This is a genomic window from Modicisalibacter sp. (assembly GCF_055145905.1).
Genome location: NZ_JBSREH010000001.1, coordinates 357,248 through 380,884, shown reverse-complemented (window position 1 = coordinate 380,884; position 23,637 = coordinate 357,248). Strand labels below are relative to the sequence as shown.

The 23,637-nt window shown below is 63.2% G+C and carries 35 protein-coding genes; 34 read left to right on the top strand and 1 reads right to left on the bottom strand.

Annotated features, from left to right (window positions below; all coding sequences use genetic code 11):
- Window positions 1-41 precede the first annotated feature (41 nt).
- The 32 genes from rpsL to rplQ all read left to right on the top strand — a co-directional run bounded on the left by rpsL (window position 42) and on the right by rplQ (window position 18,236).
- Entirely contained in the window at window positions 42-416 is a 375-nt protein-coding gene (rpsL, locus tag ACTCB7_RS01860; RefSeq protein WP_026300677.1) for a 30S ribosomal protein S12, read from the top strand.
- A gap of 115 nt (window positions 417-531) precedes the next feature.
- Window positions 532-1,002 (top strand): 30S ribosomal protein S7, encoded by a 471-nt coding sequence (gene rpsG, locus ACTCB7_RS01855; protein ID WP_224415929.1) that lies wholly within the window; start codon window positions 532-534, stop codon window positions 1,000-1,002.
- A gap of 18 nt (window positions 1,003-1,020) precedes the next feature.
- Complete coding sequence (gene fusA / locus ACTCB7_RS01850; RefSeq protein ID WP_224415928.1) at window positions 1,021-3,141, top strand: elongation factor G; 2,121 nt, start codon at window positions 1,021-1,023, stop codon at window positions 3,139-3,141.
- 29 nt (window positions 3,142-3,170) lie between these two features.
- Entirely contained in the window at window positions 3,171-4,364 is a 1,194-nt protein-coding gene (gene tuf / locus ACTCB7_RS01845) for an elongation factor Tu (protein ID WP_163648093.1), read from the top strand.
- Window positions 4,365-4,524: 160 nt separating this feature from the next.
- The gene (gene rpsJ / locus ACTCB7_RS01840; protein WP_011505728.1) at window positions 4,525-4,836 is read left to right on the top strand and encodes a 30S ribosomal protein S10; all 312 of its coding nucleotides are present in this window, start codon (window positions 4,525-4,527) and stop codon (window positions 4,834-4,836) included.
- Window positions 4,837-4,981: 145 nt separating this feature from the next.
- Window positions 4,982-5,620 carry a 50S ribosomal protein L3 gene (rplC, locus tag ACTCB7_RS01835; RefSeq protein ID WP_163648094.1) on the top strand — a complete coding sequence of 213 codons (639 nt, stop codon included), beginning with the start codon at window positions 4,982-4,984 and terminating at the stop codon, window positions 5,618-5,620.
- A gap of 13 nt (window positions 5,621-5,633) precedes the next feature.
- Window positions 5,634-6,239: a 50S ribosomal protein L4 gene (rplD, locus tag ACTCB7_RS01830; protein WP_463005332.1), complete on the top strand. Its 606-nt coding sequence runs from the start codon at window positions 5,634-5,636 to the stop codon at window positions 6,237-6,239.
- Complete coding sequence (gene rplW / locus ACTCB7_RS01825) at window positions 6,236-6,532, top strand: 50S ribosomal protein L23 (protein ID WP_163648096.1); 297 nt, start codon at window positions 6,236-6,238, stop codon at window positions 6,530-6,532. Before rplD ends, rplW begins: the two co-directional genes overlap by 4 nt.
- Window positions 6,533-6,549: 17 nt before the next feature.
- Window positions 6,550-7,377 (top strand): 50S ribosomal protein L2, encoded by an 828-nt coding sequence (gene rplB / locus ACTCB7_RS01820; RefSeq protein WP_163648097.1) that lies wholly within the window; start codon window positions 6,550-6,552, stop codon window positions 7,375-7,377.
- A 22-nt stretch (window positions 7,378-7,399) separates the two neighbouring features.
- Window positions 7,400-7,675 (top strand): 30S ribosomal protein S19, encoded by a 276-nt coding sequence (gene rpsS, locus ACTCB7_RS01815; RefSeq protein WP_009098993.1) that lies wholly within the window; start codon window positions 7,400-7,402, stop codon window positions 7,673-7,675.
- Between the two features lie 18 nt (window positions 7,676-7,693).
- Window positions 7,694-8,026 carry a 50S ribosomal protein L22 gene (gene rplV, locus ACTCB7_RS01810; RefSeq protein WP_163648098.1) on the top strand — a complete coding sequence of 111 codons (333 nt, stop codon included), beginning with the start codon at window positions 7,694-7,696 and terminating at the stop codon, window positions 8,024-8,026.
- Between the two features lie 11 nt (window positions 8,027-8,037).
- Window positions 8,038-8,739, top strand: a complete 702-nt coding sequence (rpsC, locus tag ACTCB7_RS01805) for a 30S ribosomal protein S3 (RefSeq protein ID WP_163648099.1) — start codon at window positions 8,038-8,040, stop codon at window positions 8,737-8,739.
- Window positions 8,740-8,754: 15 nt separating this feature from the next.
- Window positions 8,755-9,168, top strand: coding sequence for a 50S ribosomal protein L16 (rplP, locus tag ACTCB7_RS01800; protein WP_163648100.1), 414 nt, complete (start codon window positions 8,755-8,757; stop codon window positions 9,166-9,168).
- Entirely contained in the window at window positions 9,168-9,359 is a 192-nt protein-coding gene (rpmC, locus tag ACTCB7_RS01795; RefSeq protein WP_019020535.1) for a 50S ribosomal protein L29, read from the top strand. Before rplP ends, rpmC begins: the two co-directional genes overlap by 1 nt.
- A gap of 1 nt (window position 9,360) precedes the next feature.
- Window positions 9,361-9,621 (top strand): 30S ribosomal protein S17, encoded by a 261-nt coding sequence (rpsQ, locus tag ACTCB7_RS01790; protein WP_163648313.1) that lies wholly within the window; start codon window positions 9,361-9,363, stop codon window positions 9,619-9,621.
- Between the two features lie 50 nt (window positions 9,622-9,671).
- The gene (rplN, locus tag ACTCB7_RS01785) at window positions 9,672-10,043 is read left to right on the top strand and encodes a 50S ribosomal protein L14 (protein ID WP_031384770.1); all 372 of its coding nucleotides are present in this window, start codon (window positions 9,672-9,674) and stop codon (window positions 10,041-10,043) included.
- A 14-nt stretch (window positions 10,044-10,057) separates the two neighbouring features.
- The gene (gene rplX, locus ACTCB7_RS01780; RefSeq protein WP_163648101.1) at window positions 10,058-10,375 is read left to right on the top strand and encodes a 50S ribosomal protein L24; all 318 of its coding nucleotides are present in this window, start codon (window positions 10,058-10,060) and stop codon (window positions 10,373-10,375) included.
- Window positions 10,376-10,393: 18 nt separating this feature from the next.
- Window positions 10,394-10,933: a 50S ribosomal protein L5 gene (gene rplE, locus ACTCB7_RS01775; RefSeq protein ID WP_163648102.1), complete on the top strand. Its 540-nt coding sequence runs from the start codon at window positions 10,394-10,396 to the stop codon at window positions 10,931-10,933.
- Between the two features lie 10 nt (window positions 10,934-10,943).
- A complete protein-coding gene (rpsN, locus tag ACTCB7_RS01770; protein ID WP_163648103.1) occupies window positions 10,944-11,249 on the top strand; it encodes a 30S ribosomal protein S14 in 306 nt (101 codons plus the stop codon).
- Window positions 11,250-11,280: 31 nt separating this feature from the next.
- The gene (rpsH, locus tag ACTCB7_RS01765) at window positions 11,281-11,673 is read left to right on the top strand and encodes a 30S ribosomal protein S8 (RefSeq protein WP_163648104.1); all 393 of its coding nucleotides are present in this window, start codon (window positions 11,281-11,283) and stop codon (window positions 11,671-11,673) included.
- Between the two features lie 9 nt (window positions 11,674-11,682).
- Window positions 11,683-12,213 (top strand): 50S ribosomal protein L6, encoded by a 531-nt coding sequence (gene rplF, locus ACTCB7_RS01760; protein ID WP_163648105.1) that lies wholly within the window; start codon window positions 11,683-11,685, stop codon window positions 12,211-12,213.
- 9 nt (window positions 12,214-12,222) lie between these two features.
- Complete coding sequence (gene rplR / locus ACTCB7_RS01755) at window positions 12,223-12,573, top strand: 50S ribosomal protein L18 (RefSeq protein WP_224415925.1); 351 nt, start codon at window positions 12,223-12,225, stop codon at window positions 12,571-12,573.
- Window positions 12,574-12,584: 11 nt separating this feature from the next.
- Complete coding sequence (rpsE, locus tag ACTCB7_RS01750) at window positions 12,585-13,085, top strand: 30S ribosomal protein S5 (RefSeq protein WP_224415924.1); 501 nt, start codon at window positions 12,585-12,587, stop codon at window positions 13,083-13,085.
- A 6-nt stretch (window positions 13,086-13,091) separates the two neighbouring features.
- Window positions 13,092-13,274: a 50S ribosomal protein L30 gene (rpmD, locus tag ACTCB7_RS01745; protein ID WP_129141347.1), complete on the top strand. Its 183-nt coding sequence runs from the start codon at window positions 13,092-13,094 to the stop codon at window positions 13,272-13,274.
- A gap of 3 nt (window positions 13,275-13,277) precedes the next feature.
- A complete protein-coding gene (rplO, locus tag ACTCB7_RS01740; protein ID WP_463005331.1) occupies window positions 13,278-13,712 on the top strand; it encodes a 50S ribosomal protein L15 in 435 nt (144 codons plus the stop codon).
- On the top strand, window positions 13,713-15,044 hold the full coding sequence (gene secY, locus ACTCB7_RS01735; RefSeq protein WP_463005330.1) for a preprotein translocase subunit SecY: 1,332 nt from the start codon (window positions 13,713-13,715) through the stop codon (window positions 15,042-15,044). It begins immediately after the preceding gene.
- A gap of 31 nt (window positions 15,045-15,075) precedes the next feature.
- Window positions 15,076-15,189, top strand: a complete 114-nt coding sequence (rpmJ, locus tag ACTCB7_RS01730; RefSeq protein WP_031384759.1) for a 50S ribosomal protein L36 — start codon at window positions 15,076-15,078, stop codon at window positions 15,187-15,189.
- Between the two features lie 123 nt (window positions 15,190-15,312).
- A complete protein-coding gene (gene rpsM, locus ACTCB7_RS01725; RefSeq protein WP_163648110.1) occupies window positions 15,313-15,669 on the top strand; it encodes a 30S ribosomal protein S13 in 357 nt (118 codons plus the stop codon).
- Between the two features lie 37 nt (window positions 15,670-15,706).
- The gene (gene rpsK / locus ACTCB7_RS01720) at window positions 15,707-16,093 is read left to right on the top strand and encodes a 30S ribosomal protein S11 (protein WP_011505752.1); all 387 of its coding nucleotides are present in this window, start codon (window positions 15,707-15,709) and stop codon (window positions 16,091-16,093) included.
- A 12-nt stretch (window positions 16,094-16,105) separates the two neighbouring features.
- Window positions 16,106-16,726: a 30S ribosomal protein S4 gene (rpsD, locus tag ACTCB7_RS01715; protein ID WP_224415923.1), complete on the top strand. Its 621-nt coding sequence runs from the start codon at window positions 16,106-16,108 to the stop codon at window positions 16,724-16,726.
- Window positions 16,727-16,816: 90 nt separating this feature from the next.
- Complete coding sequence (locus ACTCB7_RS01710; RefSeq protein ID WP_163648112.1) at window positions 16,817-17,815, top strand: DNA-directed RNA polymerase subunit alpha; 999 nt, start codon at window positions 16,817-16,819, stop codon at window positions 17,813-17,815.
- A gap of 34 nt (window positions 17,816-17,849) precedes the next feature.
- Window positions 17,850-18,236, top strand: coding sequence for a 50S ribosomal protein L17 (gene rplQ, locus ACTCB7_RS01705; RefSeq protein WP_163648113.1), 387 nt, complete (start codon window positions 17,850-17,852; stop codon window positions 18,234-18,236).
- Between the two features lie 140 nt (window positions 18,237-18,376).
- Here rplQ and uvrA read toward each other — a convergent pair whose 3' ends face one another.
- The gene (uvrA, locus tag ACTCB7_RS01700) at window positions 18,377-21,247 is read right to left on the bottom strand and encodes an excinuclease ABC subunit UvrA (RefSeq protein ID WP_463005329.1); all 2,871 of its coding nucleotides are present in this window, start codon (window positions 21,245-21,247) and stop codon (window positions 18,377-18,379) included.
- Window positions 21,248-21,525: 278 nt separating this feature from the next.
- Here uvrA and ACTCB7_RS01695 point away from each other — a divergent pair, with 278 nt between their 5' ends.
- Window positions 21,526-22,905 carry an MFS transporter gene (locus tag ACTCB7_RS01695; protein WP_463005328.1) on the top strand — a complete coding sequence of 460 codons (1,380 nt, stop codon included), beginning with the start codon at window positions 21,526-21,528 and terminating at the stop codon, window positions 22,903-22,905.
- A gap of 28 nt (window positions 22,906-22,933) precedes the next feature.
- Window positions 22,934-23,500 carry a single-stranded DNA-binding protein gene (ssb, locus tag ACTCB7_RS01690; protein ID WP_463005327.1) on the top strand — a complete coding sequence of 189 codons (567 nt, stop codon included), beginning with the start codon at window positions 22,934-22,936 and terminating at the stop codon, window positions 23,498-23,500.
- The last annotated feature ends 137 nt before the right edge of the window (window positions 23,501-23,637 follow it).

Here is a 23,637-nt window from a genome sequence, read left to right as displayed (position 1 = left end):
TGCTGTTGAGGCGAGGCAATCACTGGAGACAGCTACAGACTATGGCAACGATCAACCAGCTCGTGCGCAAGCCGCGCAAGCGCCCGGTCGCCAAGAGTGACGTGCCGGCGCTGCAGGCCTGCCCGCAGCGTCGTGGGGTTTGCACCCGCGTTTATACCACCACGCCGAAGAAGCCGAACTCCGCACTGCGCAAGGTGTGCCGTGTTCGTCTGACCAACGGCTACGAGGTGACCTCCTACATCGGTGGTGAAGGCCACAACCTGCAGGAGCACTCCGTGGTGCTGATCCGCGGCGGCCGAGTCAAGGACTTGCCGGGTGTGCGTTATCACACCGTGCGCGGCGCCCTGGACACCTCCGGCGTGCAGAACCGCAAGCAGGGCCGTTCCAAGTACGGCACCAAGCGTCCCAAGGCCTGAGGCCGGGACACCGAGATCTTTACGTAACAATGGTCGGATAAGAGTAAGGTCGAGCGTCGCCCGACGGGGCGGGAGTCTCGGGTTTACCTGAAGGACCCTTCGACGAGGGCTTATCATGCCTAGAAGACGCATTGCCGCCAAGCGCGAGATCCTGCCGGATCCGAAGTTCAACAGCGAGCGTTTGGCGAAGTTCATGAACCATCTGATGATCAGCGGCAAGAAGTCCGTAGCTGAGCGCATCGTCTATGGTGCGCTGGACCGTGTTGCCGAGCGTGCCCAGGAAGCACCGCTGGATGTGTTCGACAAGGCGCTGGAAGCCATCCAGCCGATGGTCGAGGTCAAGTCACGCCGCGTAGGTGGTGCGACCTACCAGGTGCCGGTCGAGGTGCGTCCCTCGCGTCGTCAGGCGTTGGCCATGCGCTGGCTGGTCGATGCCGCCCGCAACCGTGGTGAAAAGACCATGGTGCAGCGTCTGGCCGGTGAAATGCTGGACGCCGCCGAAGGCAAGGGTGCTGCCGTGAAGAAGCGTGAAGACGTGCATCGCATGGCAGAAGCCAACAAGGCCTTCTCTCACTACCGCTTCTAATCTACGGAGGTTTCATCCGTGGCACGCAAGACTCCGCTCAAGCGTTACCGCAATATCGGTATCGTTGCCCACGTCGACGCCGGGAAGACCACCACTACCGAGCGTGTCCTGTTCTACACCGGCCTTTCCCACAAGGTCGGCGAGGTCCATGATGGCGCCGCCACCATGGACTGGATGGAGCAGGAGCAGGAGCGTGGCATCACGATCACCTCCGCGGCGACCACCTGCTTCTGGCAGGGCATGAACAAGCAGTTCGACGAGCACCGCATCAACATCATCGACACCCCGGGGCACGTCGACTTCACCATCGAGGTGGAGCGTTCCCTGCGTGTGCTCGACGGTGCCGTCGTGGTGCTGTGCGGCTCCTCCGGTGTGCAGCCGCAGACCGAGACCGTCTGGCGTCAGGCCAACAAGTACGAAGTGCCGCGCATGGTGTTCGTCAACAAGATGGACCGCGCCGGTGCCGACTACTTCATGGTGCTCGACCAGCTCAAGCAGAAGCTGGGCGCCAACGTCGTCCCGATCCAGATCAACTGGGGGGCCGAGGACGAGTTCAAGGGCGTCATCGACCTGATCCAGATGAAGGCCATCCTCTGGGACGAGGACAACTTCGGCATGAACTACGAGCTGGTCGACATCCCGGCCGAGCTCCAGGAAACCGCCGAGATGTACCGCGAGCAGATGGTCGAGGCCGCTGCCGAGGCGTCCGAAGAGCTGATGGACAAGTACCTCGAGGAAGGTGACCTGCCCGAGGCCGACATCAAGGCCGGCCTGCGTCGTCGCACCCTGGACAACGAGATCGTCCTGGTCACCTGTGGCTCCGCGTTCAAGAACAAGGGCGTGCAGGCCGTTCTGGATGGCGTCATCGAGTACATGCCGTCGCCCACCGAGGTCAAGGCCATCGAGGGCGAGCTGGACGACAAGGACGGCACCATCGCCACGCGCGAGGCGGACGACAATGCGCCTTTCGCTGCCCTGGCCTTCAAGATCGCCACCGACCCGTTCGTCGGCACGCTGACCTTCATCCGCGTCTACTCCGGCGTGCTGAAGTCCGGCGACAGTGTCTACAACTCGGTCAAGCAGAAGAAGGAGCGCGTCGGCCGTATCGTCCAGATGCACTCCAACTCCCGCGAGGAGATCAAGGAAGTCTATGCCGGCGACATCGCCGCCTGCATCGGGCTCAAGGATGTCACCACCGGCGACACCCTGTGCGACCTGAACGACAAGATCGTTCTCGAGCGCATGGAGTTCCCGGATCCGGTCATCTCGGTTGCCGTGGAGCCGAAGTCCAAGGCCGACCAGGAGAAGATGGGCGTCGCCCTCGGCAAGCTGGCCCAGGAGGATCCGTCCTTCCAGGTCAAGACTGACGAGGAAACCGGCCAGACCATCATCTCCGGCATGGGCGAGCTTCACCTCGACATCATCGTCGACCGCATGCGTCGCGAGTTCAAGGTCGAGGCCAACATCGGCAAGCCGCAGGTTGCCTACCGCGAGACCATTCGCCAGTCGGTCGAGCAGGAAGGCAAGTTCGTGCGTCAGTCGGGCGGTCGCGGCCAGTACGGTCACGTGTGGCTGCGCATCGAGCCGCTGACCGCGGAAGACAAGGGCGAGGACGAAGACATGAGCTTCAAGTTCGCGTCCGAGATCGTCGGCGGTGTGGTTCCCAAGGAATACGTGCCGGCCGTCGAGAAGGGGGCTTTCGAGCAGCTGCAGAACGGTGTCATCGCGGGTTACCCGATGATTGACGTCAAGGTCACGCTGTTCGACGGTTCCTACCATGACGTGGACTCCAACGAGACCGCGTTCAAGGTCGCCTCGTCGATGGCGATCAAGGAAGGTGCTCGCAAGGCTAAGGCCGTGCTGCTCGAGCCGGTGATGAAGGTCGAGGTCGTGACCCCCGAGGAGTTCATGGGTGATGTCATGGGTGACCTTAACCGCCGCCGTGGCCTTGTACAGGGCATGGATGACTCTTCCTCAGGCAAGATCATTCGCGCCACGGTTCCGTTGGCTGAGATGTTCGGTTACGCGACCGATCTGCGTTCTCAGACCCAGGGCCGCGCAAGCTACACCATGGAGTTTGCGGATTACGAAGAGGCGCCCTCCAGCGTCGTAGAAGCCGTCATCAACCAGAACGGTTAACCGTTAGCTAACGTAAAGAGGTTATAGCAGTGGCTAAGGAAAAGTTTGAACGCTCCAAACCGCATATCAACGTCGGTACCATTGGTCACGTCGACCACGGCAAGACCACGCTGACGGCGGCTCTGACCCGCGTTTCCGCCGAGGTCTTCGGTGGTGACTGGCGTGCCTTCGATACCATCGACAATGCGCCGGAAGAGCGCGAGCGTGGTATCACCATCGCCACCGCCCACGTCGAGTACCAGTCCGAAACGCGTCACTACGCGCACGTCGACTGCCCGGGGCACGCCGACTACGTCAAGAACATGATCACCGGTGCCGCTCAGATGGACGGCGCGATCCTGGTCTGTTCCGCTGCCGACGGCCCCATGCCGCAGACTCGCGAGCACATCCTGCTGTCTCGCCAGGTCGGCGTTCCGTACATCGTCGTGTTCCTGAACAAGGCCGACATGGTCGACGACGAAGAGCTGCTCGAGCTGGTCGAGATGGAAGTTCGTGAACTCCTCAACGAGTACGACTTCCCGGGTGACGACACCCCGATCATCATCGGCTCTGCGCTGATGGCGCTGGAAGGCAAGGACGACAACGGCATGGGCACCACCGCCGTTGCCAACCTGATCAAGGCCCTGGACGACTACATCCCGGAGCCGGAGCGCGCCATCGACCAGCCGTTCCTGATGCCGATCGAGGACGTGTTCTCCATCTCCGGTCGCGGCACCGTGGTCACCGGCCGTGTCGAGCGCGGCATCGTCCGCACCGGCGACGAAGTCGAGATCGTGGGTCTGAAGGACACCACCAAGACCACCGTTACCGGTGTCGAAATGTTCCGCAAGATGCTCGACGAAGGTCGTGCCGGCGAGAACATCGGCGCCCTGCTGCGTGGCACCAAGCGTGACGAGGTCGAGCGTGGTCAGGTCCTGGCCAAGCCGGGCACCATCACGCCGCACACCAAGTTCGAGGCGGAAGTCTACGTCCTGTCCAAGGAAGAAGGTGGTCGTCACACCCCGTTCTTCAAGGGCTACCGTCCGCAGTTCTACTTCCGGACCACTGACGTGACCGGTACCTGTGAACTGCCGGAAGGCGTCGAGATGGTCATGCCGGGCGACAACGTCCAGATGACCGTTTCCCTGATCGCGCCGATCGCCATGGAAGACGGCCTGCGCTTCGCGGTTCGCGAAGGTGGCCGTACCGTGGGCGCCGGCGTCGTCGCCAAGATCATCGAGTAAGCGGTATCCTGCGATGATCGAAGGGGGCTCCGCGAGGAGCCCCCTTTCTGCGCATGTCGGGCTTCGTTTGACGCGAAGTTCCTGCATGCCTATAATGCGCATCCTTTGAATGCGTGGGTAAGCGGCGATCGCCGTCGACATCCATTGGAGTTTAGGGCTAATGCAGAACCAGAAGATTCGCATTCGGCTGAAGGCTTTCGATCACCGCCTGATCGACCAGTCCGCCCAGGAAATCGTGGATACCGCGAAGCGGACAGGTGCACAGGTGCGGGGTCCGATCCCTCTGCCGACCAATCGCGAGCGCTATACCGTGCTGATCTCGCCGCACGTCAACAAGGACGCACGCGACCAGTACGAGATTCGCACGCACAAGCGCGTGCTCGACATCGTCGAGCCGACGGAGAAGACCGTCGACGCGCTGATGAAGCTCGACCTCGCCGCCGGCGTGGACGTACAGATCAAGCTCGACTGATAACACTAGACACACGCGGCACCGCGCTGGCCTGGAGTCAGCAGCAGCCGCCACGCCGGGATGGCGTCACACAACGTGCTAGTGGAATGCTCTGGAAAGGGCAGCCATAGCGGGTGATAGCCCCGTACACTATAGGAGACTGAACATGACTATCGGTTTGGTCGGTAAGAAGAGCGGCATGACCCGCGTCTTCACCGAAGATGGCACTTCCGTGCCCGTAACCGTGATCGAGGTTGAGCCCAACCGCGTGACTCGCGTCAAGACCGTCGAAAGCGACGGCTACAGCGCGGTTCAGGTGACAACCGGCTCCCGCAAGGCCAAGCATCTCACCAAGGCGACTGCCGGTCAGTACGCCAAGGCGGGTATCGAGGCCGGTCGTTCACTGATGGAGTTCCGCCTGGCAGAAGGCGAGGAAGCTCCGGACGTGGGTGGCGAACTCTCCGTGTCCCTCTTCGAGGCTGGTCAGAAGATCGATGTGACCGGCACCTCCAAGGGTAAGGGGTACCAGGGCGCCGTTAAGCGCTGGAACTTCCGCACCCAGGACAACAGCCACGGTAACTCCCTGTCCCACCGTGCGCCTGGCTCCATCGGCCAGTGTCAGACCCCGGGGCGTGTCTTCAAGGGCAAGAAAATGGCCGGACAGATGGGCAATGAGCGCGTGACCGTTCAGAGCCTGGAAGTCGTCCGCGTCGATGCCGATCGCAACCTGCTGCTGGTCAAGGGCGCCGTTCCGGGCGCGCCGGGCAGCGACGTGATCGTCCGCCGTGCCGTTAAAGCTCGCTGAGGGGTAAAGACCGATGAATCTGAATCTTGCAGGTGCTGGCGGCACCGTCGAAGTCGCCGACGCTACCTTTGGCAAAGAATTCAACGAAGCGCTGGTCCACCAGGTCGTCACCGCCTACCTCGCGGCCGGCCGTCAGGGTACCCGTGCCCAGAAGAACCGCTCCGACGTGCGTGGCGGCGGCAAGAAGCCGTGGCGCCAGAAGGGTACCGGTCGTGCTCGCGCCGGCACCATCCGCTCGCCGCTGTGGCGTAGCGGCGGCGTGACCTTCGCCGCGCGTCCGCAGGACTACACGCAGAAGGTCAACCGCAAGATGTATCGTGCGGCGATGCGGTCGATCCTGTCCGAGCTGATTCGCCAGGAGCGCCTGGTGGTGGTCGAGGAGTTCGCCGTCGAGGCGCCCAAGACCAAGCAGCTGGTGTCCAAGCTCCAGGAGCTGGGCCTCGAGAAGGCGCTGATCGTCACCGATGAGGTCGACGAGAAGCTCTACCTGGCCGCGCGCAACATCCCCAACGTGGATGTCGTCGATGTCCCCGCCGCCGATCCGGTGAGCCTGGTCGCCTTCGACAAGGTGCTGGTCACCGTCTCCGCCCTGCGCAAATTCGAGGAGAAGCTGGCATGAACCAGGAACGCCTATTCAAGGTTCTGCTCGGACCGCACGTGACCGAGAAGGCTGCCATGGCCGCCGAGAACAACCAGTACGTGTTCAAGGTGGCCAGCGACGCGACCAAGCCGGAGATCAAGGCGGCCGTCCAAGCGCTGTTCGGCAAGAAGGTCGATAGCGTCCAGGTCCTCAACGTGAAGGGCAAGACCAAGCGCACCCTGCATGGCACGGGTCTGCGCAAGGGCTACCGCAAGGCCTACGTCACGCTGGCCGCGGGCGAGACCCTCGAAGACTTCTCTGGCGCCGAATAAGGGCAGGAGTACGGATCATGGCAGTAGTCAAGACTAAACCCACATCCGCCGGTCGCCGCCACCTGGTCAAGGTTGTCAGCGACGAGATCTACAAGGGCCGGCCGTATGCGCCGCTGCTCGAGAAGCAGTCCAAGTCCGGCGGACGTAACAATCATGGCCGCATCACCACGCGCCATGTCGGTGGTGGTCATCGTCACCACTACCGTGTGATCGACTTCAAGCGCACCAAGGATGGCGTTCCGGCCATCGTCGAGCGCCTGGAGTACGATCCCAACCGCAGCGCCCACATCGCGCTGCTGAAGTACCTGGACGGTGAGCGTCGCTACGTCATCGCGCCCAAGGGCGTGAGTGCCGGCGACCAGTTGGAGTCCGGCGTGAACGCACCGATCAAGCGTGGCAACACGCTGCCGCTGCGCAACATTCCGCTGGGTTCCACCGTCCACTGCATCGAGCTCAAGCCCGGCAAGGGTGCCCAGCTCGCGCGCAGCGCCGGTGCCAGTGCTCAGCTGGTCGCCCGCGAAGGCAACTACGCCACCCTGCGTTTGCGCTCCGGCGAGATGCGCAAGGTGCTGGCCGAGTGCCGCGCGACCCTGGGAGAGGTGAGCAACTCCGAGCACAGCCTGCGTCAACTCGGCAAGGCCGGTGCCAAGCGCTGGCGGGGTGTGCGCCCGACCGTTCGCGGTGTCGCCATGAACCCGGTGGATCACCCGCACGGTGGTGGTGAAGGTCGTACCAGCGGTGGTCGCCATCCGGTGACGCCGTGGGGGGTTCCGACCAAGGGCCACAAGACCCGCAAGAACAAGCGCACCGACAAGCTGATCGTTCGTCGCCGCAAGGCCAAGTAACAGACATTAAGAGGTAACGGCTGTGCCACGTTCACTGAAGAAAGGTCCCTTTATCGACCTTCATCTGCTGAAGAAGGTCGAGGCTGCAGTGGAGAAGAACGACCGCAAACCGATCAAGACCTGGTCGCGTCGTTCCATGATCCTGCCCAACATGGTCGGGCTCACCATTGCGGTCCACAACGGTCGCCAGCACGTCCCGGTGCACGTCTCCGAGGAAATGGTCGGCCACAAGCTGGGCGAATTCGCTGCCACCCGCACCTATCGCGGCCACGCGGCGGACAAGAAAGCCAAACGGTAAGCCGAGAGAGGATTAGAGATGGAAGTCACAGCAAAGCTGCGTGGCGCTAGCTTATCCGCCCAGAAGGCCCGTTTGGTGGCTGACCAGGTGCGCGGTAAGCCGGTCGCCGAGGCACTCGACCTGCTGACCTTCTCCCCGAAGAAGGCCGCCAAGCTGGTCAAGAAAGTGCTGCAGTCCGCCATCGCGAATGCGGAAGAAAACAACGGCATGGACATCGACGAGCTGCGTGTCTCGACCATCTGCGTCGATGAGGGCATGACGCTCAAGCGCATCCAGCCGCGCGCCAAGGGCCGTGCGGATCGCATTTTGAAGCGCACTTGCCACATCACCGTCAAGGTAGCCGAGAAGTAGGAGTCGACCAGATGGGTCAGAAAGTAAATCCGACAGGCATTCGGCTGGGTATCGTCAAGGACCACACGTCCGTCTGGTACGCCGAGCGCGGTGCCTACGCCGATAAGCTGAACAACGATCTCGAAGTGCGTCGCTTCCTGGAGCAGCGTCTCAAGAACGCCTCCGTGAGCCGCATCACCATCGAGCGCCCCGCCAACAATGCACGCATCACGATTCACACCGCACGTCCGGGTATCGTGATCGGCAAGAAGGGCGAGGACGTCGATCGTCTGCGTCGCGAAGTCACCGAGATGATGGGCGTGCCGGTGCACGTCAACATCGAGGAAGTCCGCAAGCCGGAACTCGACGCCCAGCTCGTCGCGCAGAACGTCTGCGGCCAGCTCGAGCGTCGCGTGATGTTCCGTCGCGCCATGAAGCGTGCCGTGCAGAACGCCATGCGCCTGGGTGCCGGCGGCATCAAGATCCAGCTGTCCGGTCGTCTCGGCGGTGCCGAGATCGCCCGTACCGAGTGGTACCGCGAAGGCCGTGTGCCGCTGCACACCCTGCGTGCGGACATCGATTACGCCACCTACGAAGCCCACACCACTTACGGCGTCATCGGCGTCAAGGTGTGGATCTTCAAGGGTGAAATCCTCGGGGGCATCGAAGAGGTGCGCGCCAAGCAGAAGCAGCAGCAGAACCAGGGCGCACCCAAGAAGAAAGGTTCCAAGTAAGGGGAGATGTAGTCGATGTTACAACCCAAGCGTACGAAGTTCCGCAAGGTGCAGAAGGGCCGCAACCGTGGCCTGGCGCATCGCGGCAGCAAGGTGAGCTTCGGCGAGTACGGCCTCAAGGCCACCGGTCGCGGCCGCGTGACTGCGCGCCAGATCGAGGCCGGCCGTCGTGCCATCACTCGTCACGTCAAGCGTGGCGGCAAGATCTGGATTCGGGTCTTCCCTGACAAGCCGATTTCCAACAAGCCGCTGGAAGTCCGTATGGGTAAAGGTAAGGGCTCCGTCGAGTACTGGGTCGCACAGATCCAGCCCGGCAAGGTGCTCTACGAGATCGAAGGGGTCTCCGAAGAGCTGGCGCGTGAAGCCTTTGCGCTGGCCGCCCAGAAATTCCCGGTCTCGACCACCTTTGTGAAACGGACGGTGATGTGATGAAAGCCCAGGAAATTCGTGAAAAATCGGTCGAAGCGCTGCAGGAGCAGCTTTTCGAACTCCTCCGCGAGCAGTTCAACCTGCGCATGCAGAAGGCCACCGGCCAGTTGAGCCAGACGCATCTGCTCAAGCAGGTACGCCGGGACATCGCCCGCGTGAAGACGGTGCTCAACGAGAAGGCAGGTGACTGAGATGGCTGAAGAGAAGAAAGCTCGTACGCTCACCGGCAAGGTGGTGAGCGACAAGATGGACAAGTCCATTGTCGTCATGATCGAGCGCCGCGTGCGCCATCCGATCTACGGCAAGTACATGAAGCGCTCCACCAAGCTGCACGCCCACGACGAGGCGAACCAGGCGAAGCTGGGCGACACGGTTTCCATCGAGGAATGCCGTCCGCTGTCGAAGCGCAAGTCCTGGACGCTGGTCGAGGTCGTCGAGCAGGCCAAGGGCTGAACGGCTCGCGCCTGAAACCAGTGCAGTCAGATTAGGTTTGGAGAAAACCGATGATTCAGACTCAGACAATGCTGGATGTCGCCGACAACAGCGGGGCGCGCCGGGTGCAGTGCATCAAGGTGTTGGGCGGTTCTCATCGCCGCTACGCCCGCGTGGGTGACATCATCAAGGTAACGGTGAAGGAAGCCATCCCCCGTGGCAAGGTCAAGAAGGGCCAGGTCATGAAGGCGGTTGTGGTTCGCACCCGCAGTGGCGTCCGTCGTAACGACGGTTCGCTGATCCGCTTCGACGGAAATGCGGCGGTTCTGTTGAACAACACCAACGAACAGCCGGTCGGCACCCGTATCTTCGGGCCGGTCACTCGTGAGCTCCGCACCGAGAAGTTCATGAAGATCATTTCCTTGGCGCCCGAAGTGCTGTAAGGAGCGAGGCGGATATGCAAAAGATCAAACGTGACGATGAAGTGGTCGTCATCGCCGGCAAGGACAAGGGCAAGCGGGGCACCATCAAGCGTGTCCTCAAGGACGGCCGTTACGTCGTCTCTGGTGTGAACATGATCAAGCGTCACACCAAGCCCAACCCCATGCTGGGCAACCAGGGGGGTATCGTCGAGCGCGAGGCTCCGATTCACGCGTCCAACGTGGCCATCTTCAACGCGGAGACCGGCAAAGCGGATCGCGTCGGCTTCCAGGTTCAGGAAGACGGTACCAAGGTACGTATCTACAAGTCGACGCAAAAGCAGATCGACGCCTAACGCGAGTCGGATAGCAAAATGGCGAACTTGAAAGAACGTTATCAGAACGAGGTGATGGCTAAACTGCAGGAGCAGTTCAGCTATGCCAACGTGATGCAGGTACCCCGGATCACCAAAGTGACCCTGAACATGGGTATCGGCGATGCGACCAGCGACAAGAAGCTGATCGACAACGCCATCGGCGACCTGGAGAAGCTCTCCGGTCAGAAGCCGATGGTGACCAAGGCACGCAAGTCCATCGCAGGCTTCAAGGTCCGTGAGGGCTGGCCGATCGGCATCAAGGTCACTCTGCGTCGCGAGCGCATGTGGGATTTCCTCGACCGTCTGGTGAACGTGGCGATTCCGCGCGTTCGCGACTTCCGGGGCCTGAACCCGAAGTCCTTCGACGGCCGTGGCAACTACTCCATGGGGGTGCGTGAGCAGATCATCTTCCCGGAGATCGAATATGATAAGATCGACCGGATTCGTGGTCTCGATGTCACCATCACCACCACTGCCAACAGCGATGAAGAAGGCCGTGCGCTGCTGAGCGCGCTGAACTTCCCGTTCAAGAAATAAGGGTGGGATCATGGCAAAGAAAAGCATGGTAGAGCGTGAGCTCAAGCGCGCGAAGCTGGCCGACAAGTACGCCGCCAAGCGTGCCGAGCTCAAGGCCGTCATCTATGACGTCAACGCTTCCGATGAAGAGCGCTTCGACGCCCAGCTGAAGCTGCAGTCGTTGCCGCGCGACTCCAGTCCGGTCCGTCAGCGCAACCGCTGCCGGATCACTGGCCGTCCGCACGGCTACTACAACAAGTTCGGCCTCGGCCGCAACAAGCTGCGTGAAGCCGCCATGCGTGGCGACGTACCCGGACTCAAGAAGTCCAGCTGGTAACGCCACGTAGAATCATCAGGAGCGCAACGTAATGAGCATGCAAGATACGCTGGCGGATATGTTCACCCGTATCCGCAATGCGCAGATGGCCACCAAGGAGGCGGTTTCCATGCCGTCCTCCAAGCTCAAGGTCGAGGTGGCCCGCGTATTGAAGGAAGAGGGTTACATCACCGACTACACCGTGGCCGAAAGCGCCAAGCCGGAACTGTCCGTGGTCCTCAAGTACTTCGAGGGCAAGCCGGTCATCGAACACATCCAGCGCGCCTCCAAGCCGTCCCTGCGCAGCTACAAGGGCAAGGACGAGCTGCCGAAGGTCGCTGATGGCCTGGGCGTCGCGATCGTTTCCACCTCCAGGGGCGTGATGACCGATCGTGCGGCGCGGCAGGCCGGTGTCGGCGGTGAAGTCATCTGCACCGTATTCTAGGAGTGACGAATGTCCCGCGTAGCCAAATATCCGGTTAAACTGCCGAGCGGCGTCGAGTTCAAGCTCGACGGCGACCAGCTGACCGTCAAGGGCGGTCAGGGCACGCTGTCCATGACCGTTCACCCCGATGTGGTGATCGGCCAGGAAGAAGGCCAGCTGACCTTTGCGCCGAGCGAGTCGGCCAAGAGCTGGGCGATGGCAGGCACCACCCGCGCACTGGTCCAGAACATGGTCACCGGTGTGTCCGAAGGGTTCTCCCGGACCCTCGAGATCAATGGCGTCGGCTATCGTGCCCAGGCAAGTGGCAAGACGCTCAACCTGACACTCGGCTTCTCTCATCCGGTCGAATACGCGCTGCCCGAGGGTGTCACGGCGGAAACGCCCAAGAACACCACCATCGTGCTCAAGAGCGCGGACAAGCAGCGTCTCGGCCAGGTGGCAGCGGAAATTCGCGCCTTCCGTCCGCCCGAACCCTACAAGGGCAAGGGTATCCGGTACGGCGACGAACAGGTCCGCCGCAAAGAAGCCAAGAAGAAGTAAGGCAGGGTTATGAACGCGAAGAAAGAATCTCGTCTCCGTCGTGCCCGCCGCGCTCGCGCCAAGATCCGCGAGCTGGGCGTGTATCGCCTGTGCGTCAACCGTACGCCGCGCCACATCTACGCGCAGATCATCTCGCCGGAAGGCGACCGCGTGCTGGCCAGCGCCTCCACGCTCGACAAGAGCCTGCGCGAGGGCGGTACCGGCAACACTGACGCCGCCGCCAAGGTTGGTGCGATGATTGCCGAACGCGCCAAGGAAGCGGGTATCACCCAGGTAGCCTTCGACCGTGCCGGTTTCAAGTATCACGGTCGCGTCAAGGCCCTGGCCGATGCCGCACGTGAAGGCGGCCTGGAATTCTAAAGGGTTTTACGATGGCGAATATCGAACAGAAAGGCGGCGACCTGCAGGAAAAGCTGGTGCAGGTCAACCGTGTCGCCAAGGTGGTCAAGGGCGGCCGCATCTTCGGTTTCACCGCACTGACCGTCGTCGGTGACGGCAACGGCCGCGTCGGTTTCGGTCGCGGCAAGGCCCGCGAGGTGCCGGTCGCGATCCAGAAGGCGATGGACCAGGCCCGCCGCAACATGGTCAAGGTCAGCCTGCGTGGCAGCACGCTGCAGTACCCGGTGAAGGCCCGTCACGGCGCCTCCAAGGTGTTCATGCAGCCGGCTTCCGAAGGTACCGGGATCATCGCCGGTGGCGCCATGCGCTCCGTACTCGAGCTGGCCGGTGTCCATGACGTTCTGGCCAAGTGCTACGGCTCCACCAATCCGGTGAACGTGGTCCGCGCGACCATCAACGGCCTGGCCTCCATGCAAGCGCCGGAAGACATCGCCGCCAAGCGCGGTCTGTCCGTCGAAGAGATCGCGGGGTAAGGCACCATGGCAGCGAAGATCAAGGTTACCCAGGTTCGCAGCACCATCGGCGTTCTGGAAAAGCACAAGGCCACCATGCGCGGCCTTGGGCTGCGCCGCATCGGTCACACCGTCGAGTTGGAAGACACCCCTGCCGTACGCGGTATGGTCAACAAGGTTAACTACCTTGTGCGTGTTGAGGGAGAGTAATCCATGAAACTCAATAGCCTGAGCCCGGCTCCGGGTTCCAAGCACGCCGAGAAGCGTGTCGGCCGTGGCATCGGCTCCGGTCTGGGCAAGACCGGCGGCCGCGGCCACAAGGGCCAGAAGTCTCGTACCGGTGGCGGCGTCAAGCCCGGTTTCGAGGGCGGCCAGATGCCGCTGCAGCGTCGTCTGCCGAAGTTCGGCTTCACCTCCGCGAAATCGCTGGTTTCCGAAGAGGTGCGCCTGGACGAGCTGGCACGGGTCGATGGCGACGTCGCCGACCTGGAGACGCTGAAGAAGGCCAACGTGCTCAAGGATGCCACGCGCTTCGCGAAGGTCATCCTTTCCGGCGAACTGAACAAGGCGGTCACCGTGCGCGGTCTCAAGGTCACCAAGGGTGCCCGTGCCGCGATCGAAGCCGCCGGCGGCAAGGTCGAGGACTAAATGGCTAAGTCAGGAAACATGCCGGCAACGGGAGGCGGCTTGAGTGAACTGTGGGCGCGGCTGCGCTTCGTGTTCATCGCCATCGTGGTGTACCGCATCGGTGCCCACATTCCCGTTCCCGGTATCGATCCTGACCAGCTCGCTGCCTTGTTCAGGGAAAATCAGGGCACCATCCTGGGCATGTTCAACATGTTCTCCGGGGGTGCACTGTCTCGCATGAGTATCCTGGCGCTGGGGATCATGCCCTACATCTCCGCGTCAATCATCATGCAGCTTCTGACGGCGGTCTCGCCCCAGCTCGAGCAGCTGAAGAAGGAAGGTGAGGCCGGCCGGCGCAAGATCAGCCAGTACACCCGCTACGGCACCGTGATACTGGCCTTGATCCAGGCGACCGGCATGGCAGTCGGTCTGGTCGGACAGGGCGTGACCTATACCAGCGACTTCAGCTTCTACTTCACCGCGATCGTCTCGTTCGTGGCCGGTGCGGTGTTTTTGATGTGGCTGGGCGAGCAGATTACCGAGAAAGGCATCGGCAACGGCATTTCGCTGATCATCTTCTCGGGGATCGTCGCCGGGCTTCCCGGTGCGATCGGTCAGTCCTTTGAACTGGCGCGCAACGATGGCGCGTGGAATGTCCTGCCGCTGCTGGCGCTTTCCGTGCTGGCAATCGCCACCGTGGCGTTCGTGGTGTTCATCGAGCGCGGTCAGCGCCGCATCACGGTGAACTACCCGCGCCGTCAGGTGGGCAACAAGATGTATGCCGGGCAGAGCAGCTACCTGCCGCTCAAGGTCAACATGGCCGGGGTCATCCCCGCGATCTTCGCCTCGAGCATCCTGCTGTTCCCGGCCTCGATCGGCCAGTGGCTGGGGTCGGCCAAGGGCTTCGAGTGGCTGCAGACGATCTCCCAGTCCCTGGGGCCGGGGCAGCCGCTGTACATCTTGCTTTTCGCCGCGGCAGTGGTATTCTTCTGCTTCTTTTACACGGCGCTGGTCTTCAATCCCAAGGACGTTGCCGACAACCTCAAGAAGTCTGGTGCGTTCCTGCCGGGTATCCGTCCCGGCGAGCAGACCGCTCGCTACGTCGACAAGGTGATGACGCGCCTGACGCTGTTCGGTGCCCTCTACATCACCGCCGTTTCCCTGATGCCCCAGTTCCTGATCATTGCATGGAACGTTCCGTTCTTCTTCGGCGGAACCTCGTTGCTGATCGTGGTCGTGGTCATCATGGACTTCATGGCGCAGGTTCAGTCGCATCTGATGTCGCACCAGTACGAGTCGGTGATGAAGAAGTCCAACCTGAAAGGCTACGGAAGCGGCGGCCTGATGCGCTGAGCATCGCGCCTGCCGCGTAATGGAGAGAACGATGAAAGTTCGAGCTTCCGTCAAGAAAATGTGCCGCAACTGCAAGATCATTCGGCGTAATGGCGCGGTTCGCGTCATCTGCACCGAACCGCGGCACAAGCAGCGCCAGGGCTGATCTGCCGCTGTTTCAATGCGGGCGCCGGCTTACGCCCTTGTCCCGGGGGGGACAAAGGTGTAAGCTGTTGCGCCCTTTGTAGATGACCAATCGAGCAAGCCGCTCAAATTTCGGAGAAAGCTGATGGCCCGTATTGCAGGCGTCAATATCCCGGACAACAAGCATGCGGCGATCTCGCTGACCTATATCTTCGGGATTGGCCGCACTCGTGCACAGGACATCTGTGCTGCGGTCGGTATTGCGCCGACCACCAAGATTCAGGAGCTGTCCGCCGAACAGGTGGATGCCCTGCGTACTGAAGTCGGCAAATACACCGTTGAGGGCGACCTTCGCCGTGACACGACGCTGAATATCAAGCGTCTCATGGACTTGGGTTGCTATCGTGGTCTGCGCCATCGTCGTGGTCTTCCGCTGCGCGGCCAGCGCACCAAGACCAATGCGCGTACCCGCAAGGGCCCGCGCAAGCCGATTCGCAAATAATCACGTACGTTCTGGCGTTTAGACAGGAAACATCAACATGGCTAACCCGCGTAGTAACCGTAAAAAGGTGAAAAAGCAGGTAGTGGATGCGGTTGCCCACATCCATGCCTCTTTTAACAACACGATCGTGACGATCACAGACCGCCAGGGCAACGCTCTTTCCTGGGCGACTGCCGGTGGTTCGGGTTTTCGTGGTTCTCGCAAGAGCACCCCGTTCGCTGCTCAAGTGGCAAGCGAACGTGCAGCGACTGCTGCAGCCGAGTATGGTGTAAAGAACGTCGACGTGCTGGTCAAAGGCCCCGGTCCGGGCCGTGAGTCCGCCGTGCGCGCACTGAATGCCGCCGGTTTCCGCGTGCAGAGCATCACCGACGCGACGCCCGTTCCCCACAACGGCTGCCGTCCGCCGAAGAAACGCCGCGTTTAAGGAGACAGACTCATGGCTCGTTATATTGGACCGAAGTGCAAACTGTCTCGTCGTGAAGGCACCGACCTCTTCCTCAAGAGCGGTGTCACTCCCTTCGAGAAGAAGTGCAAATCCGAGCAGATCCCGGGTGTGCACGGCCAGCGCCGTCAGCGTCTTTCCGACTACGGCTTGCAGCTTCGCGAGAAGCAGAAAGTACGTCGCATGTACGGCGTACTCGAGAAGCAGTTCCGCAACTACTACAAGGAAGCGGCCCGCCTGAAGGGCGCGACCGGCGAGTTGCTGCTGCAGTTGCTCGAATCCCGACTGGACAACGTCGTCTACCGCATGGGCTTCGGCTCGACGCGCTCCGAGGCGCGTCAGCTGGTCAGCCACAAGGCGATCGCCGTCAACGGCAAGACCGTCAACGTGGCTTCCTATCAGGTTCGCCCCGGTGATGTCGTCTCCGTCCGCGAGAAGGCCAGGAACCAGGTGCGCATCCAGAGCGCCCTGCAGCTGGCCGGTCAGCGCGGCGACATCGGCTGGGTCGATGTCGACTCGAAGAAGATGGAAGGCACTTTCAAGGCTGTCCCGGAACGCGGCGACCTGTCTGCCGACATCAACGAAAACCTGATTGTCGAGCTGTACTCGAAGTAAGCATCGCCACCGCGTGATGCCGGGCCCGCCCTCGGGCGGGCCCGGTGCAGAGTACCGAGTATCCGTTTGGCAGCCTGAAAAGGTGTTCATATGCAGCGTTCAGTGACAGAGTTTCTCCGTCCTCGCGACATCAAGGTCGAAGAGATCAGCGCGCACCACGCGAAGATCGTGCTCGAGCCGTTCGAGCGCGGCTTCGGTCACACCCTGGGGAATGCTCTGCGTCGCATCCTGCTGTCTTCCATGCCCGGCTGCGCCGTGGTGGAGGCGGAAATCGCCGGTGTCGACCACGAGTACAGCGCGATCGAAGGGGTCCAGGAAGATGTCATCGAAATCCTCCTGAACCTCAAGGACGTGGCGATCAAGATGCACAGCCGTGACGAGGCCGTACTCTCGCTGAACAAGCAGGGGCCGTGCGTCGTGACTGCCGGTGACATCGCCACGGATCACGATGTCGAGATCGTCAATCCCGAGCACGTAATCGCTCACGTCAACGAGGGCGCCGAGCTGAAGATGCAGCTCAAGATCGCCCGCGGGCGTGGCTATGAGCCGGCGGATACTCGTGCCAGCGCGGATGACGAATCCCGGGCCATCGGTCGCCTGCAGCTGGATGCGACCTTCAGCCCCGTGCGTCGCGTTTCCTATGCCGTCGAGGCCGCGCGTGTCGAACAGCGCACCGACCTCGACAAGCTGGTCATCAACCTGGAAACCGACGGTACCCTGGATCCGGAAGAGGCGATCCGTCGCAGCGCGACCATCCTGCAGGAGCAGCTGGGCGCGTTCGTCGACCTGGAAGCCGACAAGGAACAGGAAGTCGAGGAGGAAGAGGATCACATCGATCCCATCCTGCTGCGCCCCGTAGACGATCTCGAGTTGACCGTACGCAGCGCAAACTGCCTGAAGGCCGAGAACATCTACTACATCGGCGATCTGATCCAGCGCACCGAGGTGGAGCTGCTGAAGACGCCGAACCTCGGCAAGAAGTCCCTGAACGAAATCAAGGACGTCCTGGCAGCGCGCGGTCTCTCCTTGGGCATGCGGCTTGAGAACTGGCCGCCGGCCAGCCTCAAGGACGACAAGGCCTCCGCGTGAGCGTCGACTCGAGTCCCAGTTAAGGAACAAAACCATGCGTCATCGTAAGAGTGGTCGTCATCTGAACCGCAACAGCTCGCACCGCCAGGCCATGTTCAAGAACATGAGCGTGTCGCTGGTCGAGCATGAGGTGATCAAGACAACCCTGCCCAAGGCCAAGGAGCTGCGTCGTCATATCGAGCCGCTGATCACCCTGGCCAAGCAGGACAGCGTCGCCAACCGTCGTCTGGCCTTCAGCCGCACCCGCTCCAAGGAAGCGGTCGGCAAGCTCTTCAACGAGCTGGGTCCGCGTTACGCCAATCGCCCGGGCGGCTACGTCCGTGTGCTGAAGTGCGGTTTCCGCGCCGGCGACAACGCCCCCATGGCCTACGTCGAGCTGGTCGATCGGCCGGCCGTCGAGGAAGCTGCCGGCGAGGAGTGATCCTCCGCCAGGCTTCCCGGCCATCAGCGACGCCGCAAGCCGGCCCCCTCGGGGGCCGGCTTTTTTTATGAACGGAAGGCGGGAAGGGCTCGACTTCGCGCCTGAAGGCAGGAAGCCGAGCTGCGAGCGATGAGCCCGGATCAGGTCTCCGCGGCGCTGGTGGCCCGTGGTTCGCGGCTTGCCGACTGCTTCTCCAGCAACGGCTTGAGGAAGCGTCCGGTGTGCGAGTGCTCGAGCGTCGCCACGTGCTCCGGGGTGCCCTCGGCGATGATCCGTCCGCCCCCGGAGCCGCCCTCGGGGCCCAGGTCGATCAGCCAGTCCGCGGTCTTGATCACGTCCAGGTTGTGCTCGATGACCACGATGGTGTTGCCGTGGTCGCGCAGGCGATGCAGCACCGTCAGCAGCTGGCGGATGTCCTCGAAGTGCAGCCCGGTGGTGGGTTCGTCGAGGATGTAGAGGGTCTTGCCGGTATCGCGCTTGGCCAGCTCGCGGGCCAGCTTGACACGCTGCGCCTCGCCGCCGGAGAGCGTGGTGGCGCTCTGGCCCAGGCGCACGTAGGACAGCCCCACGTCCATTAGCGTCTGCAGGCGGCGGGCGATCGCCGGCACCGGCGAGAAGAACGCCAGTGCCTCCTCGACGGTCATCTCCAGCACCTCGTGGATGTTCCGGCCCTTGTAGGTGATCTCCAGCGTCTCGCGGTTGTAGCGCTTGCCCTTGCAGACATCGCAGGGCACGTAGATGTCGGGCAGGAAGTGCATCTCGACCTTGATCATGCCCTCGCCCTGGCAGGCCTCGCAGCGCCCGCCCTTGACGTTGAACGAGAAGCGGCCCGGCTTGTAGCCGCGGGCGCGCGCCTCCTGGGTGCCGGCGAACAGCTCGCGGATCGGCGTGAAGATGCCGGTGTAGGTGGCCGGGTTGGAGCGCGGCGTGCGACCGATGGGGCTCTGGTCGATGTCGATGACCTTGTCGAGCTGATCGAGCCCCTCGATGGCGGTATGTGCCGCCGGCGTCAGGGTCGAGGCCCGGTTGAGTTCGCGGGCGGCGATCGGCATCAGCGTCGAGTTGATCAGCGTCGACTTACCCGAGCCCGAGACCCCGGTGACGCAGACGAACAGCCCCAGCGGCAGCTCGAGGGTGACGTCCTGGAGGTTGTTGCCACGGGCGCCGGTGAGCCGCACGACCTTCTCGGGGTTGCCCGGAATGCGATACGGCGGCACCTCGATGCGCCGCGTGCCGGCCAGGTACTGACCGGTCAGCGACGCATCGCTGGCCTCGACCTCGGCCGGCGTGCCCTGGGCGACGATGCGGCCGCCGTGCACCCCGGCGCCGGGGCCGATGTCGAGCACGTGGTCGGCGGCGCGGATGGCGTCCTCGTCATGCTCGACGACGATCACCGTGTTGCCCAGGTCGCGCAGGTGCTCGAGGGTCTTGAGCAGGCGGTCGTTGTCGCGCTGGTGCAGGCCGATCGAGGGTTCGTCGAGGATGTACATCACGCCCACCAGGCCGGCGCCGATCTGGCTGGCCAGGCGGATGCGCTGGGCCTCGCCGCCGGAGAGGGTGTCGGCGCTGCGCTCCAGGTTGAGATAGTCGAGTCCGACATTGACCAGGAACTCCAGTCGAGCGTGGATCTCACGGACGATCTTGGCGGCGATCTCCCCCTTGCGGCCGGGCAGCTCCAGCGCCTTGAAGTAGCCCCAGGCCTCGCCGATGGGCAGGCGTACGAGATCCGGCAGGCTGTGCTCGTCGATATAGACGTGACGCGATTCGCGCCGCAGGCGGGTGCCGTGGCAGCTCGGGCAGGGCTGGACGGCCAGATACTTGGCGAGATCCTCGCGGACCATGCTCGAGTCGGTCTCGCGGTAGCGACGCTGCATGTTGGGCAGCACGCCCTCGAAGGGATGCTCGCGGGTCACCTTGCGGCCGCGGTCGTTGACGTAGGAAAAGGCGATGGCATCGTGGCCGCTGCCGTGGAGAACGATGTCGCGCTCGTGGCGGGCCAGCGCGTTCCACGGCGTCTCGAGTTCGAAGCGGTAATGGCGGGCGACCGCCTGCAGCTGGTTGAAGTAGTAGACGCTGCGCCGGTCCCAGCCCTTGATCACGCCCTCGGCCAGTGACAGCTCGGGATGGCTGATCAGCTTGTCCGGGTCGAAGTACTGCTGGCTGCCCAGGCCGTCGCAGGTCGGGCAGGCGCCGGCCGGATTGTTGAACGAGAACATCCGCGGCTCGAGTTCGGCGATCGAGTAACCGCACACCGGGCAGGCGAAGCGCGCCGAGAAGGTGAGATCCTCGCGCTCGCCGTCCATGAAGTGGACGATGGCGATGCCGTCGGAGAGGTTCAGTGCGGTCTCGAACGATTCGGCGAGGCGCTGCTGGAGATCGTCGCGTACCTTGACGCGATCCACCACCACGCTGATGTCGTGCTTCTTGTTCTTGTCGAGCGGCGGGATCTCGTCGAACTCGCAGACCCGGCCGTCGACCATCACCCGCACGAAGCCCTGGGCGCGCAGTTCGCTGATCAGCTGCTGGTGCTCGCCCTTGCGGCCCTTGACGACCGGTGCCAGCAGCATCAGCCGGCTGCCCTCGGGCAGCCCCAGCACCTGGTCGACCATCTGCGAGACGGTCTGCGCCTCGAGATCGTTGCCGTGCTCGGGGCAGCGCGGCGTGCCGGCACGGGCGAACAGCAGGCGCAGGTAGTCGTAGATCTCGGTGATGGTGCCCACCGTCGAGCGCGGGTTGTGCGAGGTGGACTTCTGCTCGATGGAGATCGCCGGTGACAGCCCCTCGATGTGATCGACATCGGGCTTTTCCATCATCGACAGGAACTGCCGGGCATAGGTGGACAGCGACTCGACGTAGCGTCGCTGGCCCTCGGCGTAGAGCGTGTCGAAGGCCAACGAGGACTTGCCGGAGCCCGACAGTCCGGTGACCACGATCAACTTGTCGCGCGGCAGATCGACGTCGATGTTCTGGAGGTTGTGGGTGCGGGCTCCCCTAACCTGGATCCTGTCCATTGCCACCTCGTGCACAGCGCAAAAGAACCAGTATACGCGCTGGCCGGCCCGGGCTCTAACAACCTGGGTTGTCCGGTTATGGCTTAGACCCCCTCTTCGACCTGTCCCCGGTACCCCTTACCAGAGCCAGCTGCGATTGCCCGGTCACGGGAGCGGCGCTTTCCCCTCTCTGGCCCGAACCGGTAGAATGGTCGGGTCGGGTGTCGCCGTCGTCACGAGGCGGCCCCGCGCTCGCAAGCTGTTCCCCCATCCCGTTCACCCAGACTGCGAACCTGCCAATGACTGCTCGACTACTCACGACCGAGCGCCGTGCCATCACCGGCCTGGCCGGCCTCTATGCCACGCGCATGCTCGGACTCTTCATGGTGCTGCCGGTACTGGCGCTCTACGCCAAGGACCTGAGCGGGGCCACCCCGCTGCTCGTCGGCGTGGCGCTCGGTGCCTATGGCCTGACCCAGGCCGTGCTGCAGATTCCCTTCGGCCTGCTCTCCGACCGTGTCGGCCGCAAGGCGGTGATCGCCGGCGGCCTGTTGCTGTTCATGCTGGGCAGTGTGCTCGCCGCCGAGGCCGACACCATCTATCAGATCATCCTCGGGCGCTGCCTGCAGGGTAGTGGCGCGGTGGCCGGCGCTATCATGGCGCTGCTCGCCGACCAGACCCGCGAGGAAGTGCGCACCGCGGCGATGGCTACCATCGGCCTGTCGATCGGCGTGGCCTTCGCCATCGCCATGGTCGTCGGCCCGCTGGTCGCCGCCCATTTCGGCCTGACCAGCGTGTTCTGGCTGACCGCGGTGCTCGCCGTGGTCAGCCTGCTGGTACTGTGGAAGCTCGTCCCCGCCGCGCCGCGGCTGGTCCGCCACCGCGACGTGGGGCTCGACCGCGACCAGCTGCGCAGCACCCTGTCCAGCACCAGCCTGCTGCGGCTGGACTTCTCGATCTTCTCCCTGCACCTGATCCTTACCGCCGCCTTCGTCGCCGTGCCCTTCCGGCTGGTCGACGTGGGCATCCAGGCCTCGCATCAGGGCTGGTTCTACCTGGGCGTTATGGGCCTGGCCTTCGTCTGCATGGTGCCGCTGGTGATCATCGCCGAGAAGAAGCGGCGGATGAAGGCCACCTTCGTCGGCGCGGTGGCCGGCATGACCCTGATCCTGCTGGCGCTGGGCGAACTCGGCCACCAGCGCTGGACGCTGCTGGGCCTGCTGTGGGCGTTCTTCGTGGTCTTCAATCTGCTCGAGGCCACCCTGCCGTCGATGATCAGCAAGCTGGCCCCGGCCGGCGCCAAGGGCACCGCCATGGGCGTTTATTCGACCAGCCAGTTCCTCGGCGCCTTCCTGGGCGGCGTGCTGGGCGGCGCCCTGTCGTCGCATTTCGGCTATGATGCGGTATTCCTCGGCGCCGCCCTGCTGGGGGCCGTGTGGCTGGCGGTAATCTGGAAGATGCCCGCGCCGCGGCATCTGTCCAGCGAGGTAGTGGCGATCGACGACCATCCCGATACGCTGGATACCCTGATGTCCCGGTTCGCCGAGGTGGCCGGCGTCGAGGACGTGATGGTGGTGCCCGACGAGCGGGTCGCCTATCTCAAGGTCGACCGGCAGCGCCTGGATACCGACGCACTGGCCCGCGTGGCCGGTACCCGACACGATACATCGGGCGCCTGAGCGCCCGGCCAACAGCAAGGAGTCAAACATGGCCCGTGGTGTGAACAAGGTCATCCTGATCGGCAATCTGGGTCAGGACCCTGAAGTGCGCTTTACGCCGTCGGGAACGGCGGTGGCCAACCTCAACGTGGCGACGACCGACACCTGGATGGATCGCCAGAGCGGTCAGCGCCAGGAGCGGACCGAGTGGCACCGCGTGGTGCTGTTCAACAAGCTCGCCGAGATCGCCCAGCAGTACCTGAAGAAGGGCGGCAAGGTGTATATCGAAGGGCGGCTGCAGACGCGCAAGTGGCAGGACCAGAACGGCCAGGATCGCTACTCCACCGAGATCGTCTGCAACGATATGCAGATGCTCGACTCGCGCGGTGGCGGCGATTTCGCTCCGCAACAGCAGCCGGGCAACTTCGGCGGTCAGCAGGGCGGTGGCTATGGCCAGCCCGGCGGTGCGCCCCAGGGCGGCTATGGCAACAATGCCCCGCAGCAGCGCCCGCCCCAGCAGGCCCCGGCCCAGGGCGGTCAGCAGCAGGGCGGTGGCAACTACGGGGCGCCCCAGCCCGGCGGTTTCGACGACTTCGACGACGAGATCCCGTTCTGAGGGCGCGTCGCGCGTTTCTCGAATGCCCCGTATCGGCCCCGCCTCCTGGCGGGGTCTTTTCGTTGGCGGCGTCGGCGGGGCGGCTAATTTCATTTTTGTTGAACCAAGGTGGCATTGACTCGGCGGCGAATTTGTCG

Excerpts from the sequence above, each read along its gene's own strand:
- rplF (WP_163648105.1), top strand. The coding sequence starts at position 11,683 with ATGTCCCGCGTAGCCAAATATCCGGTTAAACTGCCGAGCGGCGTCGAG.
- rpmJ (WP_031384759.1), top strand. The coding sequence starts at position 15,076 with ATGAAAGTTCGAGCTTCCGTCAAGAAAATGTGCCGCAACTGCAAGATC.
- rplP (WP_163648100.1), top strand. The coding sequence starts at position 8,755 with ATGTTACAACCCAAGCGTACGAAGTTCCGCAAGGTGCAGAAGGGCCGC.
- rpmD (WP_129141347.1), top strand. The coding sequence starts at position 13,092 with ATGGCAGCGAAGATCAAGGTTACCCAGGTTCGCAGCACCATCGGCGTT.
- rplB (WP_163648097.1), top strand. The coding sequence starts at position 6,550 with ATGGCAGTAGTCAAGACTAAACCCACATCCGCCGGTCGCCGCCACCTG.
- rpsD (WP_224415923.1), top strand. The coding sequence starts at position 16,106 with ATGGCTCGTTATATTGGACCGAAGTGCAAACTGTCTCGTCGTGAAGGC.
- rplE (WP_163648102.1), top strand. The coding sequence starts at position 10,394 with ATGGCGAACTTGAAAGAACGTTATCAGAACGAGGTGATGGCTAAACTG.
- ACTCB7_RS01695 (WP_463005328.1), top strand. The coding sequence starts at position 21,526 with ATGACTGCTCGACTACTCACGACCGAGCGCCGTGCCATCACCGGCCTG.
- rpsH (WP_163648104.1), top strand. The coding sequence starts at position 11,281 with ATGAGCATGCAAGATACGCTGGCGGATATGTTCACCCGTATCCGCAAT.
- rpsG (WP_224415929.1), top strand. The coding sequence starts at position 532 with ATGCCTAGAAGACGCATTGCCGCCAAGCGCGAGATCCTGCCGGATCCG.
- rpsN (WP_163648103.1), top strand. The coding sequence starts at position 10,944 with ATGGCAAAGAAAAGCATGGTAGAGCGTGAGCTCAAGCGCGCGAAGCTG.
- rplR (WP_224415925.1), top strand. The coding sequence starts at position 12,223 with ATGAACGCGAAGAAAGAATCTCGTCTCCGTCGTGCCCGCCGCGCTCGC.
- rplD (WP_463005332.1), top strand. The coding sequence starts at position 5,634 with ATGAATCTGAATCTTGCAGGTGCTGGCGGCACCGTCGAAGTCGCCGAC.
- rplV (WP_163648098.1), top strand. The coding sequence starts at position 7,694 with ATGGAAGTCACAGCAAAGCTGCGTGGCGCTAGCTTATCCGCCCAGAAG.
- rpsE (WP_224415924.1), top strand. The coding sequence starts at position 12,585 with ATGGCGAATATCGAACAGAAAGGCGGCGACCTGCAGGAAAAGCTGGTG.
- rplN (WP_031384770.1), top strand. The coding sequence starts at position 9,672 with ATGATTCAGACTCAGACAATGCTGGATGTCGCCGACAACAGCGGGGCG.
- rpsM (WP_163648110.1), top strand. The coding sequence starts at position 15,313 with ATGGCCCGTATTGCAGGCGTCAATATCCCGGACAACAAGCATGCGGCG.
- uvrA (WP_463005329.1), bottom strand. The coding sequence starts at position 21,247 with ATGGACAGGATCCAGGTTAGGGGAGCCCGCACCCACAACCTCCAGAAC.
- rplX (WP_163648101.1), top strand. The coding sequence starts at position 10,058 with ATGCAAAAGATCAAACGTGACGATGAAGTGGTCGTCATCGCCGGCAAG.
- ACTCB7_RS01710 (WP_163648112.1), top strand. The coding sequence starts at position 16,817 with ATGCAGCGTTCAGTGACAGAGTTTCTCCGTCCTCGCGACATCAAGGTC.
- rpsC (WP_163648099.1), top strand. The coding sequence starts at position 8,038 with ATGGGTCAGAAAGTAAATCCGACAGGCATTCGGCTGGGTATCGTCAAG.
- rpmC (WP_019020535.1), top strand. The coding sequence starts at position 9,168 with ATGAAAGCCCAGGAAATTCGTGAAAAATCGGTCGAAGCGCTGCAGGAG.
- rpsJ (WP_011505728.1), top strand. The coding sequence starts at position 4,525 with ATGCAGAACCAGAAGATTCGCATTCGGCTGAAGGCTTTCGATCACCGC.
- rpsQ (WP_163648313.1), top strand. The coding sequence starts at position 9,361 with ATGGCTGAAGAGAAGAAAGCTCGTACGCTCACCGGCAAGGTGGTGAGC.
- rplC (WP_163648094.1), top strand. The coding sequence starts at position 4,982 with ATGACTATCGGTTTGGTCGGTAAGAAGAGCGGCATGACCCGCGTCTTC.
- rpsL (WP_026300677.1), top strand. The coding sequence starts at position 42 with ATGGCAACGATCAACCAGCTCGTGCGCAAGCCGCGCAAGCGCCCGGTC.
- rplW (WP_163648096.1), top strand. The coding sequence starts at position 6,236 with ATGAACCAGGAACGCCTATTCAAGGTTCTGCTCGGACCGCACGTGACC.
- rpsK (WP_011505752.1), top strand. The coding sequence starts at position 15,707 with ATGGCTAACCCGCGTAGTAACCGTAAAAAGGTGAAAAAGCAGGTAGTG.
- ssb (WP_463005327.1), top strand. The coding sequence starts at position 22,934 with ATGGCCCGTGGTGTGAACAAGGTCATCCTGATCGGCAATCTGGGTCAG.
- rplQ (WP_163648113.1), top strand. The coding sequence starts at position 17,850 with ATGCGTCATCGTAAGAGTGGTCGTCATCTGAACCGCAACAGCTCGCAC.
- rplO (WP_463005331.1), top strand. The coding sequence starts at position 13,278 with ATGAAACTCAATAGCCTGAGCCCGGCTCCGGGTTCCAAGCACGCCGAG.
- secY (WP_463005330.1), top strand. The coding sequence starts at position 13,713 with ATGGCTAAGTCAGGAAACATGCCGGCAACGGGAGGCGGCTTGAGTGAA.